General features: G+C 30.8%; 20 protein-coding genes and 1 tRNA gene. 7 read left to right on the top strand and 14 right to left on the bottom strand.

The genetic code is table 11. The annotated features are described in order from the left end of the window. The first annotated feature begins 33 nt into the window (after positions 1-33). Entirely contained in the window at positions 34-837 is an 804-nt protein-coding gene (gene cobA / locus SIB45_RS02630) for a uroporphyrinogen-III C-methyltransferase (RefSeq protein ID WP_011863790.1), read from the top strand. Here cobA and SIB45_RS02625 read toward each other — a convergent pair. The 10 genes from SIB45_RS02625 to mazG form a co-directional block, all read right to left on the bottom strand. After that, positions 810-1,637, bottom strand: coding sequence for an aminotransferase class IV (locus SIB45_RS02625; RefSeq protein ID WP_011863789.1), 828 nt, complete (start codon positions 1,635-1,637; stop codon positions 810-812). The genes cobA and SIB45_RS02625 overlap by 28 nt on opposite strands. Next, positions 1,634-2,950 (bottom strand): anthranilate synthase component I family protein, encoded by a 1,317-nt coding sequence (locus SIB45_RS02620; RefSeq protein WP_011863788.1) that lies wholly within the window; start codon positions 2,948-2,950, stop codon positions 1,634-1,636. The genes SIB45_RS02625 and SIB45_RS02620 overlap by 4 nt, the downstream gene beginning before the upstream one ends. Then, positions 2,947-3,621: a 7-cyano-7-deazaguanine synthase QueC gene (gene queC, locus SIB45_RS02615; RefSeq protein ID WP_011863787.1), complete on the bottom strand. Its 675-nt coding sequence runs from the start codon at positions 3,619-3,621 to the stop codon at positions 2,947-2,949. The genes SIB45_RS02620 and queC overlap by 4 nt, the downstream gene beginning before the upstream one ends. Before the next feature lie 6 nt (positions 3,622-3,627). Beyond that, positions 3,628-4,299, bottom strand: a complete 672-nt coding sequence (locus SIB45_RS02610; RefSeq protein ID WP_011863786.1) for a 7-carboxy-7-deazaguanine synthase QueE — start codon at positions 4,297-4,299, stop codon at positions 3,628-3,630. A 26-nt stretch (positions 4,300-4,325) separates the two neighbouring features. After that, positions 4,326-5,936: a CTP synthase gene (locus SIB45_RS02605; protein ID WP_011863785.1), complete on the bottom strand. Its 1,611-nt coding sequence runs from the start codon at positions 5,934-5,936 to the stop codon at positions 4,326-4,328. A 75-nt stretch (positions 5,937-6,011) separates the two neighbouring features. Then, positions 6,012-7,808, bottom strand: coding sequence for an aspartate--tRNA ligase (aspS, locus tag SIB45_RS02600; protein ID WP_011863784.1), 1,797 nt, complete (start codon positions 7,806-7,808; stop codon positions 6,012-6,014). Positions 7,809-7,863: 55 nt separating this feature from the next. After that, entirely contained in the window at positions 7,864-8,976 is a 1,113-nt protein-coding gene (gene gcvT, locus SIB45_RS02595) for a glycine cleavage system aminomethyltransferase GcvT (RefSeq protein ID WP_011863783.1), read from the bottom strand. A 50-nt stretch (positions 8,977-9,026) separates the two neighbouring features. Continuing rightward, positions 9,027-9,908 (bottom strand): agmatinase, encoded by an 882-nt coding sequence (gene speB, locus SIB45_RS02590; protein ID WP_011863782.1) that lies wholly within the window; start codon positions 9,906-9,908, stop codon positions 9,027-9,029. A gap of 1 nt (position 9,909) precedes the next feature. Beyond that, a complete protein-coding gene (gene speE / locus SIB45_RS02585; RefSeq protein ID WP_011863781.1) occupies positions 9,910-10,761 on the bottom strand; it encodes a polyamine aminopropyltransferase in 852 nt (283 codons plus the stop codon). Further along, positions 10,758-11,612: a nucleoside triphosphate pyrophosphohydrolase gene (mazG, locus tag SIB45_RS02580; RefSeq protein WP_011863780.1), complete on the bottom strand. Its 855-nt coding sequence runs from the start codon at positions 11,610-11,612 to the stop codon at positions 10,758-10,760. Before mazG ends, speE begins: the two co-directional genes overlap by 4 nt. Before the next feature lie 98 nt (positions 11,613-11,710). On the opposite strand from mazG, the gene SIB45_RS02575 reads away from it, so the two are divergent. The 4 genes from SIB45_RS02575 (at position 11,711) to SIB45_RS02560 (ending at position 15,592) form a co-directional block, all read left to right on the top strand. After that, a tRNA-Val gene (locus SIB45_RS02575) sits at positions 11,711-11,782 on the top strand. Further along, positions 11,753-12,139, top strand: coding sequence for an AIR synthase (locus SIB45_RS02570; RefSeq protein WP_011863779.1), 387 nt, complete (start codon positions 11,753-11,755; stop codon positions 12,137-12,139). Before SIB45_RS02575 ends, SIB45_RS02570 begins: the two co-directional genes overlap by 30 nt. Positions 12,140-12,236: 97 nt before the next feature. Beyond that, complete coding sequence (locus tag SIB45_RS02565) at positions 12,237-14,993, top strand: valine--tRNA ligase (RefSeq protein ID WP_011863778.1); 2,757 nt, start codon at positions 12,237-12,239, stop codon at positions 14,991-14,993. Positions 14,994-14,995: 2 nt separating this feature from the next. Beyond that, positions 14,996-15,592 (top strand): TVP38/TMEM64 family protein, encoded by a 597-nt coding sequence (locus SIB45_RS02560; RefSeq protein WP_011863777.1) that lies wholly within the window; start codon positions 14,996-14,998, stop codon positions 15,590-15,592. Between the two features lie 4 nt (positions 15,593-15,596). On the opposite strand, the gene SIB45_RS02555 is transcribed toward SIB45_RS02560, so the two are convergent. From SIB45_RS02555 to SIB45_RS02545, 3 genes are all read right to left on the bottom strand, one after another. Continuing rightward, complete coding sequence (locus tag SIB45_RS02555) at positions 15,597-15,749, bottom strand: hypothetical protein (protein ID WP_011863776.1); 153 nt, start codon at positions 15,747-15,749, stop codon at positions 15,597-15,599. A gap of 116 nt (positions 15,750-15,865) precedes the next feature. After that, positions 15,866-17,179: an RNA ligase family protein gene (locus SIB45_RS02550; protein ID WP_011863775.1), complete on the bottom strand. Its 1,314-nt coding sequence runs from the start codon at positions 17,177-17,179 to the stop codon at positions 15,866-15,868. 24 nt (positions 17,180-17,203) lie between these two features. Continuing rightward, positions 17,204-17,623, bottom strand: a complete 420-nt coding sequence (locus tag SIB45_RS02545) for a hypothetical protein (RefSeq protein ID WP_011863774.1) — start codon at positions 17,621-17,623, stop codon at positions 17,204-17,206. An 85-nt stretch (positions 17,624-17,708) separates the two neighbouring features. Here SIB45_RS02545 and SIB45_RS02540 point away from each other — a divergent pair, with 85 nt between their 5' ends. Both SIB45_RS02540 and SIB45_RS02535 read left to right on the top strand, forming a co-directional pair. Further along, positions 17,709-18,236 carry a SprT family zinc-dependent metalloprotease gene (locus SIB45_RS02540; RefSeq protein ID WP_011863773.1) on the top strand — a complete coding sequence of 176 codons (528 nt, stop codon included), beginning with the start codon at positions 17,709-17,711 and terminating at the stop codon, positions 18,234-18,236. 84 nt (positions 18,237-18,320) lie between these two features. Further along, on the top strand, positions 18,321-18,884 hold the full coding sequence (locus SIB45_RS02535; RefSeq protein ID WP_011863772.1) for a hypothetical protein: 564 nt from the start codon (positions 18,321-18,323) through the stop codon (positions 18,882-18,884). On the opposite strand, the gene SIB45_RS02530 is transcribed toward SIB45_RS02535, so the two are convergent. Next, positions 18,864-19,406: a chorismate lyase gene (locus tag SIB45_RS02530; RefSeq protein WP_011863771.1), complete on the bottom strand. Its 543-nt coding sequence runs from the start codon at positions 19,404-19,406 to the stop codon at positions 18,864-18,866. The two genes, SIB45_RS02535 and SIB45_RS02530, sit on opposite strands and share 21 nt — an antisense overlap. Positions 19,407-19,465: the final 59 nt, after the last annotated feature.

Genomic DNA, 19,465 nt, shown 5'->3' with positions numbered 1-19,465 from the left:
CTTCTATTACCATACTTGTTAATGGAGATTAATGTGCCTGGCATTGTTTATTTAGTTGGAGCTGGTCCTGGTGACCCTGAGCTCCTAACTCTAAAAGCTTTACGTCTAATCAAAAACTGTGATGCATTAGTACATGATGCTTTAATCCCAGATGAAATAACTAAAGAAGCAGGAAAAAATACAGCAATTTTTCATGTTGGCAAAAGAGCTGGGAAGTGTTCTGTACCTCAGGCTGAAACTAATGCTCTTATTTTGAAATTGGCAAAAGAAGGCAAAAATGTTGTAAGGCTTAAAGGTGGAGATCCATTCGTTTTTTCTAGGGGTGGTGAAGAGGTATCGATTTTAGAAAAAAATGGAATTTCAGTTGAAATTGTTCCTGGCATTACTTCTGGGATAGCTGCCCCCACATATTTTGGTATTCCATTAACCCATAGAGATGCTGCTAGTTCCGTGACTTTCGTAACTGGTCATGAACGTGTTGATAAGGAAAGAAAGAGTGTTAATTGGAGAGATCTAGCTAAATCATCAGATAGCTTAGTAATTTTTATGGGTATAAAAAATATTGAATTTATTGTTGAAGAATTAATACTAGGTGGTTTAGATAGGAATACTAAATGCGCTGTTATTCAAGAGGCTACTTTAAAAAATCAAAAATGTTTGATTGAGAATTTAGATAATCTCCCAGATAAAATCAAAGATAAAGAATTTTTATCTCCATCGATTATCATTATTGGAAAAATTGTTGAATTTAAGGTTAATAACGATATAACGAAAGTATCTGATGTCGATTTACCAGATATTAATAAAGTTCAACTATACAATAAGTCCCAAAAGTAAATTGGATCGAGTTTAGGGTAAAGCTTTAAATCATTGACTTGATAAATTTGTCTGCAAGATAAGCTATTAATTGCAAATATTATGTCATCATTTTGAAATTCTGGAACAATTAATTCTTCTTTGACAATTTTCAATCTTAAAGCTTTAGAAACCATAATCCCCTCTAAACAGCCGCTCTCTTTTCTAGGAGTTATCCATTGATTATTTCTTTTAATTAGAAGATTAAATGTACTTCCACAACAAAGTTCACCTGACGTATTCAAAAGGATAGAATCATCAAATGATTTTTCATGAGCTTCTGTCAAAACTTGTATTGCCTGATTATATGAAAATGTTTTGCATTTACTTATAAGACTAAATTCATTTATTTTTTCCCTTTGACTAATGCAAACACTTATCGGATTAAAATTTGGCTCTATTTTATAGAACTCAAGCCATAAATTATCCAAATCTTTTGTCTTTGAAGTGCTATCAATTGTTAGTGTTCTACCTTTATTAGTTCCTCGACTATAGTTTATTCTTACTGAAGCAAATTGATCATTTTTAAGCGATAACTTTCTAATTCCATCGTTAATAAGTTGTCTCAAAGTTAATTTATTTATTTTGAGATTAATATTTAAAATCTTGCTACTTTTTTCTAACCTTTTCAGATGGTCATCTAAAAGAATAGGTTTATTTTCTTTTATCAAAATGGTTTCAAATATACCATCAGCAAATTTTAATCCTCTATTATTAGCAGCAATAAATATTCTATCAATATCCAACCATTGATCCTTGTACCAGCCTAATGTATCAATCATTTTAGTGAATCAATTAACGGTAAAAGTTTCCACTTTAGTTCATTAGTTTCCTCTTCAAGGTTTGAGTCAATAACTATTCCGCAACCAGCATATATACTGATTTTTTTGTCTTTAATTAAAAATGATCTTATTAGTATATTGCTGTCAAACTCTCCATTCCAGTCAAGCTTCAAAAACGAGCCACAGTATGGTCCGCGTTCATATTCTTCTAATTCAAAAAGTCTCTGGCATGATCTTAATTTAGGTGCTCCAGTTATTGAGCCCCCTGGCCAACAAGCTTTTAGTAAATCAATCCAGTTCTTGTTTTTTTTTAATTTGCCTCTGATTACTGAAGTTAGATGATGAACTTTTAAGAAACTTTCAAGTTTTAATATTTCTGGCACCATAATACTTCCTGTTTCGCAAACTTTACTTAAATCATTTCTTATTAGGTCAACAATCATAATATTTTCGGCTCTATCTTTTTCGTTCGTTATTAAATCGATAGCATTTAGTGCGTCTTGATTTAAATCCTTATCTCTGGATCTAGTTCCTTTAATAGGTCTTGATTCTACAAAACTTTTATTATCTATTTTTATAAATCTTTCTGGGGAGGTAGATAATACCGCCTCATTATGATTATCATTATTGATTATTATTCCTCCAAATGGAGCTCTTAATTTCCTTCTTATTTTTAAATAAATATCTAAAGGATTATAATTTTTGGAAGATTCAATCTCGCATTTAGTTGTTAGGTTTGCTTGAAATATATCCCCTTCAGAAATTAATTTCTTTAATTTTAGAATATTTTTCTGAAATTTTTCAGCCATTTCGTCCAAATTTATTTTTGAAAAATCAAAATTTAAATTTGTTTTAATAATATTTTCTTCTTCAATATTTTTTATATTGTCTATTGTATTTTTAAATTTCATCAGTTCAGATGAGTTTGTGCCTTCGATAATTATTTCTTTTTTTATTAGATTACATTTAATGATTGGATCATATGACGCAATCCATAAAGTTGCCATATTAGATTTTCGCCATGGGTTTTTGGGTTCTATGTAAACTCCAGCTTCATAACTTAACCATCCGATCCAAAATCCTTTTTCAATATTTTTTAAATTGTTAAATGGATTATTAGTTTTGTCTAAGTTATTGATATCTCTTGATTGTATTATTTTTTTAGGTTTTATTCCTATTATTGACCATTCCCCATTTTCTTTACCATCACTGTCTAGCCAAGCTAACCCTTTATCTCCGAATTTTTTTGTTAGATGATGCGTAATCAGTGCTGGATCTATCCATTTTTCTAGAATTAATTTTTTTATTTTCATTTTTTATTTTTGTTATTAAGCCATTTTTCATAAGCGGCATTTCTAATTCTGCAGCTATCACACTTACCGCATGGTTTTGAATTACCCGAATAACAACTCCATGTTTTATCAAAAGGGACATGATTATCAAAAGCTAATTTAATAATTTCCTCTTTATTTAAATCTAATAGTGGTGTCCAAAGTTTTATTGGATTATTTTCTCTTCCTCTTTTATTGGCTAAATCTGCTAATTCTTGAAATTTTTTAATGTAGTCAGGTCTGCAATCTGGATAACCTGAATAATCAAGTGCATTAACTCCTAATCCTATAAAATCAGCATCTATTGCTTCGGCATAACTTAGTGCAACGGAAATAAATATAGTATTTCTTCCGGGAACATAAGTATTAGGAATTTTATTAGCTTGTACTCCTTCTATCGGAATATTTTTTTGAGAATCAGTCAATGACGAGCCTCCCCATAAAGATAAGTCAAGCTTAATGATTTTAAATTCTTCGATATCAAAGTGTTTTGCAATTATTGATGCAGAATTTAATTCTTTTTTATGACGTTGACCGTAGTCAAATGAAAGGCCAAAAATTTTAGCTTCGGATTTTTTTGCGATACCAGTAACTGTAGAAGAATCTAAACCTCCAGATAATAAAACTACTATCGATTTATTTTTAAGATTCATATGATTTCAATTAATTTTTAAGTATTTGTGAGTTTGAAGGCTCAATTTCCAATCGGGGTTATTTTTTACGAAATCAATAGCAAGAGAAAAACCATTCGCATTGTTCCATGCTGGCTGTAAATAAAAAATTTTATCTTCTTTTTTTAAGCCATCTTCGCTTTTAGAGGGGTGATATTGTTTTAAAGTTTCTTTTTTTATTTGTATAGCAAATTCAATATCTTCTATTTCATTTATGATTATTTTGATTTCATTGCAGTTTTTTAAAAAATAACTTTTTGGAGGTGAGTGTCTTTTAGGAGATAAAGTAATCCAGTCATAGCTTCCCGATATCGAATTAACTCCACTTGTTTCAATATGAATCTTCATTGGCTTTAGTTCTTCTCCCATAGTCATTTTTTTTATAGCTTTGCAAAAATTATCTAAGTTATGTTGTAAAGGTTCACCACCAGTAATAACGCAAAAAGATGCTCCTTTTTCTCTGGCAATTTTTATTCGATCTATTATTTTTTCAATTGATATAGAAGGGTATTTTTTCTCGTCCCATGAATTCTTGGTATCGCACCACGAACATCCAACTTTACATCCAGCTAATCTTACAAAAAAAGCACTTTTTCCAGCGTGATAACCTTCACCTTGTAATGAATGAAATTGTTCGACTAATGGTAAAAAATTTGTCATTTTTTCATTCAAAAAAATAAAGAATATTAATTTGATTGAGTTAACTTATCTTGAGAGGCTTTTATTAAACCTTTAAATAAAGGATGAGGTTTGCCAGGTCTTGATAAAAACTCGGGATGATATTGACATGCTAAGAAGTAAGGATGATTTTCCAACTCAATTAACTCAACTAATCTGCCATCTGGTGATGTACCACTAATTTTGTATCCAGAATCTAAAAAACTTTGTTTATAGTAATTATTAAATTCGTATCTATGTCGATGTCTCTCATAAATAACATCCTCATCATATAAGTTTTTTCCAGTTGTATTTTTTGTCAATCTACATGGATATACTCCAAGTCTCATTGTTCCACCTAAATCAACTACATCTTGCTGTTCTGGTAATAAATGTATCACTGGATTGGGAGTGTTTGGGTCTAGTTCTGAACTAGATGCATCTGGAAGATGAGCTACATTCCTGGCCCATTCAATAACTGCACATTGCATACCAAGGCACAAACCTAAAAAGGGAATTTTATTTTCTCTTGCGAATTTTATAGCCGCAATTTTTCCATTGACTCCTCTATTGCCAAATCCTCCGGGTACGACAATTGCATCAACTTCATTTAAGTAAGTTTCTGCTGAATTTTTTTCTATCATTTCAGCACTCACCCAATGTAAATCTAATAAAGCTTTTTGTTCAATGCATGCATGTCTTAAAGCTTCAACTACAGATAAATATGCATCTCCAAGTTCAATATATTTACCTACTAAAGCAACTTTGATTGGACCTCCAGGATTTCTTAGGTTGTGTATTAGTTGCTCCCAATTTTTCAAATCACATTTTTTATCTTCAAGTTCTAGATAATTCAAGGTTTCTTTGCATAAACCTTCTTTTTTTAAAGAAAGAGGTACCGAATAAATACTGTCTGCGTCTAAAGCTTCAATTACAGAGTTAATACTGACACCGCAAAAACCACTAAGCTTCTTTTTTAGAGCTTCATTGATAGATTTATCACTTCGGCATACAAGTAAATCTGGCTGAATTCCAATTGATCTTAATTCTTTAACTGAATGCTGTGTTGGTTTAGTTTTTATTTCGCCAGAGGTTTTGATGTAAGGAAGTAATGTTACGTGAATGTATGCAACATCGTTCCTATTGACATCATTTTTGAATTCTCTTATTGCCTCTAAAAAAGGTAGAGATTCAATATCACCAACTGTTCCACCAATTTCAGTAATAATAATATCTGCATTACTGTTGGCGGCTACTCTATGAATTCTTTCTCTTATTTCTCCTGTTATATGAGGTATTACTTGCACAGTTCCACCGTTATAACTACCTCTTCTTTCTTTATTGATAACTGCTTGATAGATAGATCCCGTAGTCACACTATTTAACCTAGTCATTGCAGTATCAGTAAATCTTTCATAGTGACCTAAATCTAGATCGGTTTCAGCCCCATCTTCGGTTACAAATACTTCTCCATGTTGGAAAGGACTCATTGTGCCTGGATCAACATTTAGATATGGATCTAGTTTTAATATTGAAACACTATATCCTCTGGACTTTAATAATCTTCCTAAGCTTGCAGCTACAATTCCTTTTCCAATGCTAGAAACAACTCCTCCGGTGACAAATACAAATTTTGACATTAAATATTTTTAATTAAGCACAGCCTCCTTATATTTTATTTAAACAAAAAACTTTTAGTACATCCATATATATTCTTATTCATCAATTGTTATTTCAATATCTAATTCTTTTAATTGTGATTCAGAGACATTTGAAGGTGCATTTGTGAGAAGACATTTTGCTTGCTGATTTTTTGGAAAAGCAATTGTTTCTCTGATTGAATCTGTACCAATGATCAGCATGGTAATACGATCTAATCCAAACGCTATTCCACCATGAGGAGGAGCACCCATTTCTAATGCTTCTATTAAAAATCCAAATTTTTCATCAATTTCTTTATCAGTAAGTCCTACCATTTTAAGAACCTCTCTTTGTAAGTTCGCTTCATGAATACGTAAAGAGCCACCTCCTAACTCCAATCCATTAAGAACTAAGTCATAAGCATTTGCTGTAGAGCTCTCAATTTCTTTTTTCAAGTTTTCAGAATCTTTTGATTTTATATTTTTTGGAGAACAAAAAGGATGATGCAAAGCTTCATATCTATTTTCCTCTTCATTTCTCTCAAACATCGGGAAGTCAGTTACCCATAAGAAATTCCATTTACTTTTATCAATGAGATTTAAGTCTTTTGCGATATATTGTCTGACCCTATCTAATGACTGATTGACAATTAGTTTATCTCCAGCTCCTAAAAGGATTAAGTCTCCATCTTTTGCTTCTGTGATTTTTAAAATATCAGCTATATGCTCTTCACTTAAATTATTTTTAATTGCCCCAATAGTCTCAAGCTCATCTCCTTTAACCCTTATAAAGGCCAAACCTCCAGCTCCTGCATCTTTAGCTACTTGGAAGATATCACCACCTGGTTTAATTCTTACGTTGCTAATACTTGAATTACCTCCTTTTACTGTTATGGATTTTATATAACCTCCAGACTTAATTGCCTTGGTAAAAATATTAAATCCAATATCACCTAATATTCCTCCTAAATCTTTTAATAACATTTGATATCTAGTATCTGGTCTATCAGTGCCATAATTATCCATTGCTTCCTGCCATGACATTCTTGGAAAAGCATTATTAAATTTAATATTTAAAACTTCTTTCCATATTTTTTTTATGAGACTTTCATTAAAAGAAATTATTTCTTCTTCACTAATAAAGCTCATCTCAATATCTAATTGAGTAAACTCTGGCTGTCTATCTGCCCTTAAGTCTTCATCACGGAAACATTTTGCGATTTGATAATACTTGTCCAGGCCTCCAACCATTAAAAGTTGTTTAAATAGTTGTGGGGATTGAGGTAAAGCAAAAAATTCTCCATTTGAAAGACGTGCAGGAACAAGAAAATCGCGTGCGCCTTCTGGAGTTGATTTTGTAAGTAATGGAGTCTCAACTTCTGTAAATCCAAAATTATCAAGAAATTCTCTAGCAACTTTAATAATCTTATGTCTTGTTTTTAAATTTTCTAGTAATTTTCCCCTTCTTAAATCAAGGTACCTATATTTTAATCTGAGTTCTTCTTTTGTATTTTCATAATCATGAATAGACACTGGAAAAGGTAAGTTTTTTTTAATCTGGTTGAGAATTTGCAAATCTTTAACCTTAAGCTCTAACTCTCCAGTACTTAAATTTGTATTTATGGAATCTTTGGGCCTTTCATTAATAATTCCGCTAACCATTATTACTGTCTCATTTCTTAGAGTTTCTGCCTGTTTAAATAGAGCTGCACCATCATCGGGATTAATTGTTATTTGTAGGAATCCACTATGGTCTCTTAAATCAATAAAAATTACACCACCATGATCTCTTCTTCTATCTACCCATCCGCATAAATTAACTAATTTACCAATATCTGTATTATTGAGTTCTTTGCAAATTTTGTTTCTCATCTAAGTATGATTTATTTATCAATAACTTATAATAATTCTTCAAGGGTAAATTTAGTTAATAATTTTTTTTATAAAACGCTCTTTTTGTTATAACCCCTTTGAATTTTTTGCCTCTAATTAATACTTGAACTTCATTATTTATTAGTGCATGCGAAGTGTTGATGTATGCAAAAGCTATAGCTTGTTGTTTAGTTGGCGACCAACTTCCGCTTGTGATAGTCCCAATATTTTCTTCGCCTTTAAGAACTGTGCAACCCTTTCTTCCTATTGCTTTACCTTCTATAAAAAGACCAACTAACTTTTTTTGAATACCTAATCTTGACTGTTCTTCAAGAAATCTTCTTCCAAAGAATTCGTGATTATTTTCTAGATGTACTAGCCAGCCTAACCCTGCTTCATATGGAGAAGTTTCTTCATTTATGTCTTGACCATAAAGATGCATGCCTGCTTCCAGTCTAAGAGTATCTCTAGCTCCTAAACCACAAGGTGCAACATTTTTGGAAATTGAGAAGTCCCATAAATTAATTGCTGCTTTTTTAGATAAAAGTATTTCTAGACCATTTTCCCCCGTATATCCTGTCTTTGAAAAGAAAATTTTTTCTTTAGGTGAAATATGTTCAAAAATTTTATATTCGCATCCAAAGTTAGGGATATGTGAGATCGAAGAATCAATCCATTCTTCAAATAAATCGAATGATTTTTTTCCCTGTAGTGCTAAAAGTACTTTGGCTTTTTTAAAGTTTGTTATCGAAATTTCATCTTTATTTAAATTATTTTTTATCCACTGAAAATCTTCTTCATATCTACTTGCATTAACTATTAACAATAATTCTGTTATGTCATTTTCTTGAATACCAAGGTCATAAATTATTAAGTCATCTATTATTCCTCCTTTATCATTAAGCATAACTGTATAGAGCCCCTGACCTTCAGAAAAGGAGTATAAATTAGTTGGAAAAAATTTTTGAATATAATCCTTTGGATTGATTCCCTTAACAGATATCACACCCATGTGAGAAATATCAAATAATCCTGCTGAAGATCTAACTGATTCATGCTCTTTAATTAATCCTGAAAATGATATAGGCATTTCCCAACCTGCAAAATCGACTAATTTTGCATTGGATTCAATATATTTTGAATAAAGAGGACTTTTTCGCAAATCCATGAAATATTTAGTTTGTATTTAGTATTTTTCCACTGTAGTTTAGAAATTTTTTATTGCATATTTTCTAATGACAAAATTAAGCTTCTAAGTACTTTGGCTGCAACAATGCTACTTACTCCGCTTTTATCAATTTCTGGAGATAATTCCACAATGTCTGAAGCCACAATTCTAAAACCTTTTAGAGTTTTCAGTATTTCTTCAAAATCATTCCAAAAAAATCCTCCCGGTTCTGGAGTGCCCGTCCCTGCTAATAAACTGGGATCAAACCAATCTAAATCTATTGTTAAATAGATGGGAGACTTAGAGTATGGTAGAAGAGCTTGTTTTAACTCATGTACATTTCCTCCTGGACAAAAGTTAACTAATTGGTTGTTGTTATGCATAATTTCAAATTCTTCCTTAGTCCCACTTCTAATTCCTACTTGCAAAATTTTCTTTTCAGGTAGTACTTCTAAGCATCTTTTCATAGTACAAGCATGACTATGTTCATTTCCTATATATGATTCTCTTAAATCTGCATGAGCATCAAGTTGAACCAATATCAAATCTGGATATTTTTTTACTAAAGCTTCAATAGCACCTCTTGTAATAGAGTGTTCGCCTCCAAGCATAATAGGACTAAGGCGTCTACTAATTAAATAATTTGTTGCAGATTTAACTGATTCAATAACGGACTTTGAGTCATTTTTATCAATTAGTATTGATCCAAAATCAACATACATAATATCTTCTAAATCTTTGTTTAGTTTTGGACAGTATGTTTCTAAACAAGAACTGACTTGTCTTATCGCTTCTGGACCAAATCTTGCTCCTGGTTTAAACGAACATGTCCCGTCGTAATTAACTCCAAATATACCAATTGAGCAATTCTTGGGATTTCTTTTTGATCCCATATAAATTGCATTTTCGTTATTAAATAAATTTTTTGTCATCTTATGAATCTAGTTCTTTTATAATTTTATTTGGCATCATTTTGAATGCTGCATTTTGAAAATTTAAATTCCAAATTTCACATCCTTTTTCAATTTTTAGGATTTCATCATAATTTTGCTTTGATAAATTTAGATCCTCTGAAGAAGCGAATGTCCAACTCCAAATGCCGCTTGGATATATAGGCACAAAGGAATACATAGTTTCAGAAACTTTAAATATATTTTTTAAAGTTTTCAAAATATTTATGTGAATATTTTTGAAGGATTCAGGAGATTCGCTTTGCGTTGCTAATATCCCTTTTGGTGTAAGTATTCTTTTACATTCTTTATAAAAAGAATCTGAAAATAATAAATTTGAAAATTCAGAGGGATCTGAACAATCTATAAAAATAACGTCGTAATAATTATCTCTTGTTTTTTTTACCCATTTAACACCATCATCAACATGTATTTCTAATCTTTTGTCATGCCATGCTTCGCCTCCTATTTCTTTTAAAAATTTTTTAGATATTTTGATTACCTCCTCATCAATTTCTACTAGATCAATTTTTGATATTTGAGCATATTTAACGCATTCTCTTACTGTACCGCCATCTCCTCCACCAATAATTAGTACATTAGATTTTTCGTCAATGCTACTTAATGCTGGATGCACAAGACACTCATGATAATATTTTTCGTCTTTTAGTGATGTCATCCAACAACCATCAAGCATTAAAGCTCTGCCATAGTATTCATTTTCAATAACAATAATTTCTTGATATTGTGATTTTTGTTTAATTAAAACATCTCCATTTAGACCGAATCTTGAGCCTTTATGATATTCATCTATCCATGTTTGAATATTAGTCATTTGCTTTTAAGAATTTTTCCTTTAAGTTTTCGCTTGGCTATTTGCCAAAGCCGTTGAAATTCTTTAGGAGTTTGTTTTTTAATATTATCGCCTGCATGATGTTCAATGATTGAAAATCTGTCTAAAAATTTTTTATTAGTTTTTTGAAGAGCTGATTCAGGATTTATTTTTAAAAAGTTTGAGAGATTCAGAAGGGTAAAGTAAATATCCCCAAATTCATTTGTTATTTCTGAATCATTATTACTTTTAATTGCTTCCTTTAATTCATTAATCTCTTCTTCTAATTTTTCAAAAATCTGATCGGTACTCTCCCATTTAAAACCATATTCTTTAACAACATTAGTGATTTGATCTGTTCCAACCATTGGTGGTAAATTTTTGATTTTTATATTTAAATTTTTACTAATTGATGATTCCATATGAGGTTTTTCTTTTTCTGTATTTTTAATTTTTTCCCAAATCTGTTGTGATTTTTCAAGAGATACTTTTTCTTTTTTTTTAAAAATATATGGATGTCTATTAATAATTTTCTTGTTTAGATTTTTAATAACATCATTTAGTTCAAATTCTTTTTTTTCGTAACCGATTTCAGCATGAAGCATTACTTGTAATAAAAGATCTCCTAACTCTTCACATATGTTATCCGCCTTTTTTTCATATATCGCATCTATTAACTCATTACTTTCTTCATGTAAAAATGGGATCAACGATTTATGAGACTGTATTTTTTGCCAAGGGCATCCCCAAGTTTTATCTTTTAATGATTTGATATTAGATATTAAAATTTTAAAGCTTTCTAAAGTCTCTAAATCGGAATTTTTTTGTAAGTTATATCTATCGTTTGAGGACATAGGATATATTTTATTAATTTAATTTTGCCTCAATCATGAAATATTTAAATACTTAGTATAAATTTTTCAACTTCATCTATTAGAATGATTTATTATAAGGGCGATTAGCTCAGCGGTAGAGCGCCTGCCTTACAAGCAGGATGTCCCTGGTTCGAACCCTGGATCGCCCATTTATTATTTTTCTAATGACTGAGATCGTCAATCTTGCAATCAGTCAAAGCGCTGCTTCAGAACTATCTAGGCAAGCTTCTTTTGGAGGTTATCCAGGAGAAATGTCCATTGATTTAGTAGAGGATAATAATTGTTCCGAAGGATGGATGCATATTAAATTAAGACCAGGTACATGTAATGGATCCCCTATTTCAAGAACTGAAGGAGTAACTTTATACGCGGATGTAAAAAAGTTTAATTTACTTAAAGATTTAAAATTAGATTATTACGGCGATTTGAGCGGTGGTGGATTTCTTATTTCAACACCAAAAAATGCAAAACGTTGTTCCTGCGGTTCTGGCTTCAAACTTTTGTAGAATGGATGTGTCTTTTTTTGCAAACTAATATTATTTTCATTAATTGGTTGCTCTCAAGATAAAATAAACAAAAAGTTTATTGAAATAAAATTTGGACATGACAGAGATGAATGATCAATTATCTTTAGAGAATTATTCACCTTTTGAAGTAGAGAAAAAGTGGCAAGAAAAATGGGAAAGCCTAGAGGCGTTTAGTCCTAATCCTGAGGATGATGGTGAGTCTTTTTGTGTTGTTATTCCGCCACCAAATGTAACTGGATCTTTGCATATGGGGCATGCATTTAATACGGCTTTGATAGATGTTGTAGTACGTTTTCAAAGACTTTTGGGTAAGAATGTTTTGTGTTTACCGGGAACTGATCATGCTTCAATAGCTGTTCAAACTATTCTCGAAAAACAATTAAAAAGTGAAGGCAAAACAAGCGAGGATATTGGAAGAGATGAATTTCTTAAAAGAGCATGGAACTGGAAAGAACAAAGTGGTGGAAGAATAGTTTCTCAATTAAAAAGAATAGGATACTCAGTTGACTGGACTAGAGAAAGATTTACTCTTGATCAAAAATTAAATGAAGCAGTCATTGAGGCTTTTAATATACTTTATAAAAAGAATTTAATTTATAGAGGCGAATATTTGGTTAATTGGTGTCCTGAATCTCAATCTGCCGTAAGTGATCTTGAAGTTGAAATGCAAGAAGTAAATGGTCATTTATGGCATTTTAAATACCCTTTAATTTCTGAAAGTGGTGAACAGTTAGATAAGTACTTAGAAGTTGCAACAACAAGGCCAGAAACTCTTTTGGGTGATACCGCTGTGGCAGTTAACCCTGATGATGATAGATATAAAGAATTTATTGGTGCCAAAGTAAAAGTTCCTTTCGTTGATAGGGAAATACCTATTATTGCTGATTCACATGTTGATAAAGATTTTGGTACAGGTTGTGTGAAGGTTACTCCAGCTCATGATCCAAATGATTTTGCAATAGGAAAAAGGCATAATTTAAAACAAATTAATGTAATGAACAAAGATGGAACTTTAAATATTAATGCAGGTATTTTTCAAAATTTGGAAAGATATGAGGCTAGAAAGAAAATTATCAAAGAATTGGATAACTTAGGTCTTTTGACAAAGATAGAGGATTATAAACATACTGTTCCTTTTTCTGATAGAGGTAAGGTGCCAATTGAACCTTTATTGTCAACACAATGGTTTTTGAAAATGGATGGTATATCACAAGGATGTCTTAATGAAATTGATTCTAAAAAACCATCGTTTATTCCTCCGCGCTGGGAGAAAGTTTATAAGGATTGGTTAGAGAATATTAATGATTGGTGTATCAGTCGGCAATTGTGGTGGGGGCACCAAATACCAGCCTGGTATGTTTTAGATGAATCTCAAGACTCAATAGAACAAAATACTCCATATATCGTTGCGAGAAATGAAGAGGATGCCCTAATCGAAGCTAATAAAAAATTTGGATTAAATATTAAATTGGTTCGTGATAAAGATGTTTTGGATACATGGTTTTCAAGTGGTTTATGGCCTTTCTCAACCCTTGGTTGGCCAAATACAAATGATCCGGATTTCAAAAAATGGTATCCAAATAGTGTTCTTGTTACTGGTTTCGATATTATTTTCTTCTGGGTTGCAAGAATGACAATGATGGGGAATACTTTTACAAATAATATTCCTTTTAAGGATGTTTATATTCATGGTCTAGTTCGAGATGAAAACAATAAAAAAATGAGTAAAAGTTCAGGTAATGGTATTGATCCAATACTATTAATTGATAAATATGGTTCTGATGCTCTACGATTTGCTTTAATTCGAGAAGTTGCAGGCGCTGGACAAGATATTCGGCTTGATTTTGATAGGAAAAAAGATACGTCTTCAACTGTTGAAGCTTCAAGAAATTTTGCGAATAAATTATGGAATGCAACTAAATTTGTGTTAATTAATAAAACTTCTAATAATAATTATTCTTTTAATGAGAGTGATGAAAATTCTTTAGAGTTATGTGATAAGTGGATTTTATCGAAATTGAATCAGGTAAATATAAAAGTCACTGCTTTATTAAAAGAATATAAATTGGGAGAATCTGCGAAACTTCTATATGAATTTACTTGGAATGATTTTTGTGACTGGTATGTAGAATTTGCTAAACAAAGGTTTAATAATAAAGAGACCAAAAATAGACAAATATCTGAAAAAGTTTTAATAAAAGTGCTCAATGATATTTTGGTAATGATTCATCCTTTTATGCCGCACATTACCGAGGAGCTTTGGCATGTGCTGCAACTGAAACCAGACAATGCATTATTATCTCTTCAAAAATGGCCAATTCATGAAAATAAATTTGTTGATAATAAACTTGATAATTCCTTCCAACAACTCTTTGAAATTATTAGGCTGATTAGAAATTTGAGATCTGAATTAGGTCTTAAGCCATCAGAAAAAGGTCCTGTATATTTAATTTCTGACAATGATGAATTGATTGATTTTTTAAAAACTTTAGTTGGTGATATTCAAACCTTAACTAAATCTTCTGAAGTATTTATTTTTAAAAATAATGCTGTTGATAAAAAAGAGTTTGCTAAATCATTTTCCGGGATAATTAGTGATTTAGAGGTTTACTTACCTTTTCAGGATTTTGTAAATATAGATGCATTAAAGGAAAGGTTAACCAAGGATTTAAAAAAGGTGACTATTGAATTAGAAAATTTAAATAAGAGATTATCTAATAAAAATTTCGTTGATAAGGCTCCAAAAGATATTGTTGACGAATGCAGATTTAAATTAAATGAGGGTTCTGTACAAAAGGAAAGAATTACAAAAAAACTCGAACTTTTGAATTGAGAATGAATATATTTCTTGAAAATATTTATAATTTATCTTTTTTTTTTAATACTGGCTTTGGGATCTTTTCGTTTGCTTGTATTTATATTTTTACTGTTTTATTAATACTTCCAGCCTCTTGGTTATCTTTATTATCAGGTTTTTTATATGGCTCATATTTAGGATCAATTATCGTTTTCATTTCCGCTTTCATAGGAGCATCAGTTGCTTTTTTTGTATCAAAGAGTTTTTTTGCAAAAAAGCTAAAAAATCTTTTTAGCCGTTATCCAAAATTAAGTGTCATGGAAAAAGTAGTAGAAAAAGGCGGACTTAAATTAATTTTTTTAGCGAGATTATCTCCGATATTTCCCTTCAGTATTCTTAATTATTTTTATGGCTTGAATAATATTAAATTTAGAGATTTTGCTCTTGGTCTTCTTGGAATAATTCCAGGAACTGTTCTTTATTGCTCAATAGGCAGTTTGGCAAAAAGTATTCAGGAGTTAAAAAATGTGCAATCACCAAATAATTTATATATTACCAGCATTGGAATTATTTCAACTTTCTTAGTTGTATATTTTTCAGCTCAATACTCAAGAGAATATTTTGAAAAATCTTGAGAATTTACTCTTTAATACTCCAATCTCTAATTGATGCAATTAAGACAAACCACAAAAGCCTCAATTTACCTAGTAAAGTTTTGTTGGCTTCTAATTCGATATATTTTGCCTGTCCACAAGGTGTTTTTACGAAGTTGAAAACTTTTTTCTTCGTCATAAGTCTTTCAAAAAGTTCTGATAATTATTCTTATATGTTATAGCCAAGATTTTTCTTTTTTTTATTTAAAAACCACATTTTTCTTTGACTACTTTGTTGAATATTATTTTTAAAATTTAAACTTTTTCTCCATCTTTAAATCCTCTAAAGCATTTAAATCTAGGAAACCTAAGACTAAAAGCCACTGCATCCTTTGATTTGGTTTTTGCATCAGCTCTGATTTCTACAAGTTGACCAACAAGATGATTACGTTTAGACCAATATTCTTCTCGTTGGATATCACTAAATCCGCTTCCGCAACTAAGACTGTATTCATACCCATCATCTTCTCCTTCTACCAGGATTGCCCCCAGTCTCCCTTTGTTGCGACCTGTACCTTCCTCAACCGATACAACTTTTAAAGTGACTTCAATGAAAGGTTTTGCTTTTAACCAACTGTGTGTTCTTTTACATTCATACATAGCATCAGGATCTTTAATCATTACTCCTTCATACCCACCTTCTACAGCAGATTTATTCAGCTCTACAAATCTTTCTTGTCCTTCAATAGTGTCGAGATCTACATTTTCCCATTCAAGTGTTTGTATATGTTTTAGAAGCATAGAATGTTTTGCTACCCATTCTTTTACTAATAAACTTCTTTTTGTTTGACTAGTGTTCCATCTCCCTTTTTGAAAGTTTTCAAGGGGACATAAGTCAAATAGGTGGAGAACTGCGTCTTTAGTTTGTTTGCCATCTTTTCTATGTACCTGTTTCATTAAATCTTGAAAGTTAGCGCTCATCACTTCACCATCGAGTACTAAGTCATAAGGTGCTGGGTCTTCTTTTAAAGCATTTTCTATTTCTGAAATAATATGACCAAAATTATGGAATTGTTTCCCATTACGAGAAAACATTTCTACTTTATTTTGTCTAATAATGGTTAAGACGCGTACTCCATCTAATTTGATTTCAATTTGCTTTTTTCCTATCATTTTTTTTTCGTGATTTGCACTGTCATGAGCTAAAGGACAAGAAAAAATAGGAATAGCATATTTGGGAAATTTTTTTGCTATCTTGTTGATTGTTTTTTCAGATACACCACATCTAAGATCTTTAATTAAAACTCGTCTATAAAATCCATTCCACTCTTCTTTTGTTGCTAATTCCATAGCTGTAAGAATTGCATCGCGAGCAGCGTGACCAGTAAGTTCTCTTTGAATAAGCTTATTGGCTAATTTCCTAAAATCTTGCCATAAAAAATTTTGACTTTTTTCAGTCTTTTTCTCAGGGACAATTTTTACACCAAAAGTTACCAATGGATCAAGTGCCATACGTATACCTTCAAAAAAATCATCTAGACCATCTTCCATTGCTTCTGAGATGATTTTTTCTTTATCTAATCTACTTGGGTGTAATTCTAATTGATGTATTATTTCTTCTTTAAACAATTCTTTCTGCCTCACAAGAAATTATTAATTCACTTTAGCTATTCTGTCTATTTTCCAATCATTGTCAGTTTTTGCAAAAGTAAAATCTAATGGGAGCTCATCTTGTTTATCTTCTGATTTTAAATTCAAAGTTATTATGATTTGATCTTCTTGGACTCTAGGCCTTCCTGATTTTAAATTTCTGTATTTATTGAGATTAAGACTAGCTAAAAATTTAAGAAAGTCTTGTCGTTTTACATGAGTTTTATAAGTTTTTGTAGTCAAACCATAAGCTGCATCAATTCTGCCAGCGGCTATTTGATCGAAAAACTTTCTTACTAATGGATTAATTCCTCTGGCGCTTATAACTAATTTGACTGCATTAAAAGTCCAAAAAGAAACTAGTACAGCTCCGCCAACTAATAATGATTTAATTCCGATATCTTTAACTAGTGTTGCATCCATGTTAATTTAAGTTTTTTATTACTTTAAGAAAAGAAATCGTTTTTGATGGCTTTTTTTGTCAAAATAATACTAATTTTAATCCATAATGCCGGTAATTCCTCTTTTACCCTTATTCCATAGATTCAATAGCCAATATTTTGAAAATTCTTTAACGGTTAATAATCACCCTTTAGTAAAAGTTAGATGGAGTGATAATAGATTAAAAACTACTGCTGGTTTTTATAAAAGAAAACGTATTAATGGTTTTATAGATTCTGAAATTATCTTATCGAAACCTATCTTGAGTAAATTATCCACTAGTGAAATAAATAGTACTTTGTGTCATGAAATGATTCATGCATGGGTAGATAGGATATTAAAGAAAAATGAGATACATGGTCCAAATTTCCTAGAAAAGATGAATCAAATTAATGAGAAAGAGAAGAATTTTCAAATTTCTGTAAGGCACTCATTTCCTATAGAAAGGAGAGAATTAAAATATATAGGAACTTGTCAAAATTGTGGTGAGAAATTTTTTTATAGAAAAAGAATAAAGAATATAGCCTGTAAAAAATGTTGTGTAAATTTCTTTAATGGATCATGGAATAAAAAGTGTTTAATTTTGTTTGATTAGAAATAATTAGATGTGTTTTTGTTTCTATCTTTGGAATTATTTATTTTTTTAATGTAATTTATATTTTAAAAAGAACAATAATTTATGGATTCAAGGAAAATTAGAAATCTTAGAAATAGTTTTGATAGAAATATTGTTGATAAACAAGTTGATAAAATTTTTGAAACTGGAAGACAATTCGTTGATGGAGTATCTGGTGCTAGGCCAGGTAAAAGAAGGAACTCAGATTTTCAAGGAATAACAAGTAAGAGTGTTAAAAGAGTAGGAAGATGGGTATCTGAAAAAGTGGATTTATTTTTTGATGAAGAAAATGATGATTGGAATGATGAGAATTTTTACGATGATCAAGGCGATATTAAGACATTTTCAAGAGATTCAAATTCTTATGAATCATCTACACAGCATTCAAAAAGACCTTTAGAAGCAATATCTTTAAGGCAACCAAAAAATTTAAAGACAACTGACCAAAAAAAATTACCTTATGTGAAAGAGAGTAAGGACGAAGATTGGCCAGATGAAATGGATTTCAAAGTTGAAAGATGGCAAAGAGCTTCAGAAAATGAGAATAATACTTCGAGAGATCCATCAATTCAACAAGTTCAATCAAAATCAAGAAATCTTCCCAGATCAAGAAGAAGAAGAGTATAGTTTTGTAAATTCTTTAATTCCTGAATAGCCTAATAAAGTTTCTAAATGTGGATTGAAGACTTCTCTGATAATTGTTAAGGGTTTTTTGTCTCGGAAAAATCTATAATTTCTTGACCAGAATGGGCCTTTACAACAAAATTGATCTTCTAACCAATTTGAATTAACAAGTGAAATTCGGTCAACTTCTCTAAACAATTCTGATCTGTCTTGTGTTAAATTTTTCCAGATTGGTTCTTCTTTGGCTTTTAAATTTTCATTAACTTGTTCTGCATTCCACCAACTTTCAGCCCATGCTAGGTTTTTATTATTGTTTTTAATCCATACTTGTCTTCTAATTAAAGGTCCATTTAATTGATTTAATTCTTTAGGACCTTCTTCAATGAAAAGAGGATCAACTCGCATTGAAATTAACTTAATTTTTGTCTCTTGATTAGTTAAAAGTTGTAAATGTCTAGTTGGACTTCCATCCCCAAGCAACATTAATTTCCATGGACCAGATATTTTTGGTAGTGAATTTTTCACTAAAAAAGTAGAGGCTTTTTCTTCCCATAAGATATTTGGTGAGTTAAAAAGTTTATTAT

This window comes from Prochlorococcus sp. MIT 1304 (assembly GCF_047305015.1).
Classification (GTDB): Bacteria; Cyanobacteriota; Cyanobacteriia; order PCC-6307; family Cyanobiaceae; genus Prochlorococcus_A; species Prochlorococcus_A marinus_E.
Note: the sequence above shows the minus strand (reverse complement) of the source record. Positions and strands in the feature narration are given on the sequence as shown.

Excerpts from the sequence above, each read along its gene's own strand:
- SIB45_RS02545 (WP_011863774.1), bottom strand. The coding sequence starts at position 17,623 with ATGGATGCAACACTAGTTAAAGATATCGGAATTAAATCATTATTAGTT.
- SIB45_RS02570 (WP_011863779.1), top strand. The coding sequence starts at position 11,753 with ATGTCCCTGGTTCGAACCCTGGATCGCCCATTTATTATTTTTCTAATG.
- SIB45_RS02605 (WP_011863785.1), bottom strand. The coding sequence starts at position 5,936 with ATGTCAAAATTTGTATTTGTCACCGGAGGAGTTGTTTCTAGCATTGGA.
- queC (WP_011863787.1), bottom strand. The coding sequence starts at position 3,621 with ATGAATCTTAAAAATAAATCGATAGTAGTTTTATTATCTGGAGGTTTA.
- aspS (WP_011863784.1), bottom strand. The coding sequence starts at position 7,808 with ATGAGAAACAAAATTTGCAAAGAACTCAATAATACAGATATTGGTAAA.
- speE (WP_011863781.1), bottom strand. The coding sequence starts at position 10,761 with ATGACTAATATTCAAACATGGATAGATGAATATCATAAAGGCTCAAGA.
- SIB45_RS02625 (WP_011863789.1), bottom strand. The coding sequence starts at position 1,637 with ATGATTGATACATTAGGCTGGTACAAGGATCAATGGTTGGATATTGAT.
- SIB45_RS02540 (WP_011863773.1), top strand. The coding sequence starts at position 17,709 with ATGCCGGTAATTCCTCTTTTACCCTTATTCCATAGATTCAATAGCCAA.
- SIB45_RS02620 (WP_011863788.1), bottom strand. The coding sequence starts at position 2,950 with ATGAAAATAAAAAAATTAATTCTAGAAAAATGGATAGATCCAGCACTG.
- SIB45_RS02535 (WP_011863772.1), top strand. The coding sequence starts at position 18,321 with ATGGATTCAAGGAAAATTAGAAATCTTAGAAATAGTTTTGATAGAAAT.
- SIB45_RS02565 (WP_011863778.1), top strand. The coding sequence starts at position 12,237 with ATGACAGAGATGAATGATCAATTATCTTTAGAGAATTATTCACCTTTT.
- SIB45_RS02610 (WP_011863786.1), bottom strand. The coding sequence starts at position 4,299 with ATGACAAATTTTTTACCATTAGTCGAACAATTTCATTCATTACAAGGT.
- SIB45_RS02560 (WP_011863777.1), top strand. The coding sequence starts at position 14,996 with ATGAATATATTTCTTGAAAATATTTATAATTTATCTTTTTTTTTTAAT.
- gcvT (WP_011863783.1), bottom strand. The coding sequence starts at position 8,976 with ATGGATTTGCGAAAAAGTCCTCTTTATTCAAAATATATTGAATCCAAT.
- speB (WP_011863782.1), bottom strand. The coding sequence starts at position 9,908 with ATGACAAAAAATTTATTTAATAACGAAAATGCAATTTATATGGGATCA.
- SIB45_RS02555 (WP_011863776.1), bottom strand. The coding sequence starts at position 15,749 with ATGACGAAGAAAAAAGTTTTCAACTTCGTAAAAACACCTTGTGGACAG.
- mazG (WP_011863780.1), bottom strand. The coding sequence starts at position 11,612 with ATGTCCTCAAACGATAGATATAACTTACAAAAAAATTCCGATTTAGAG.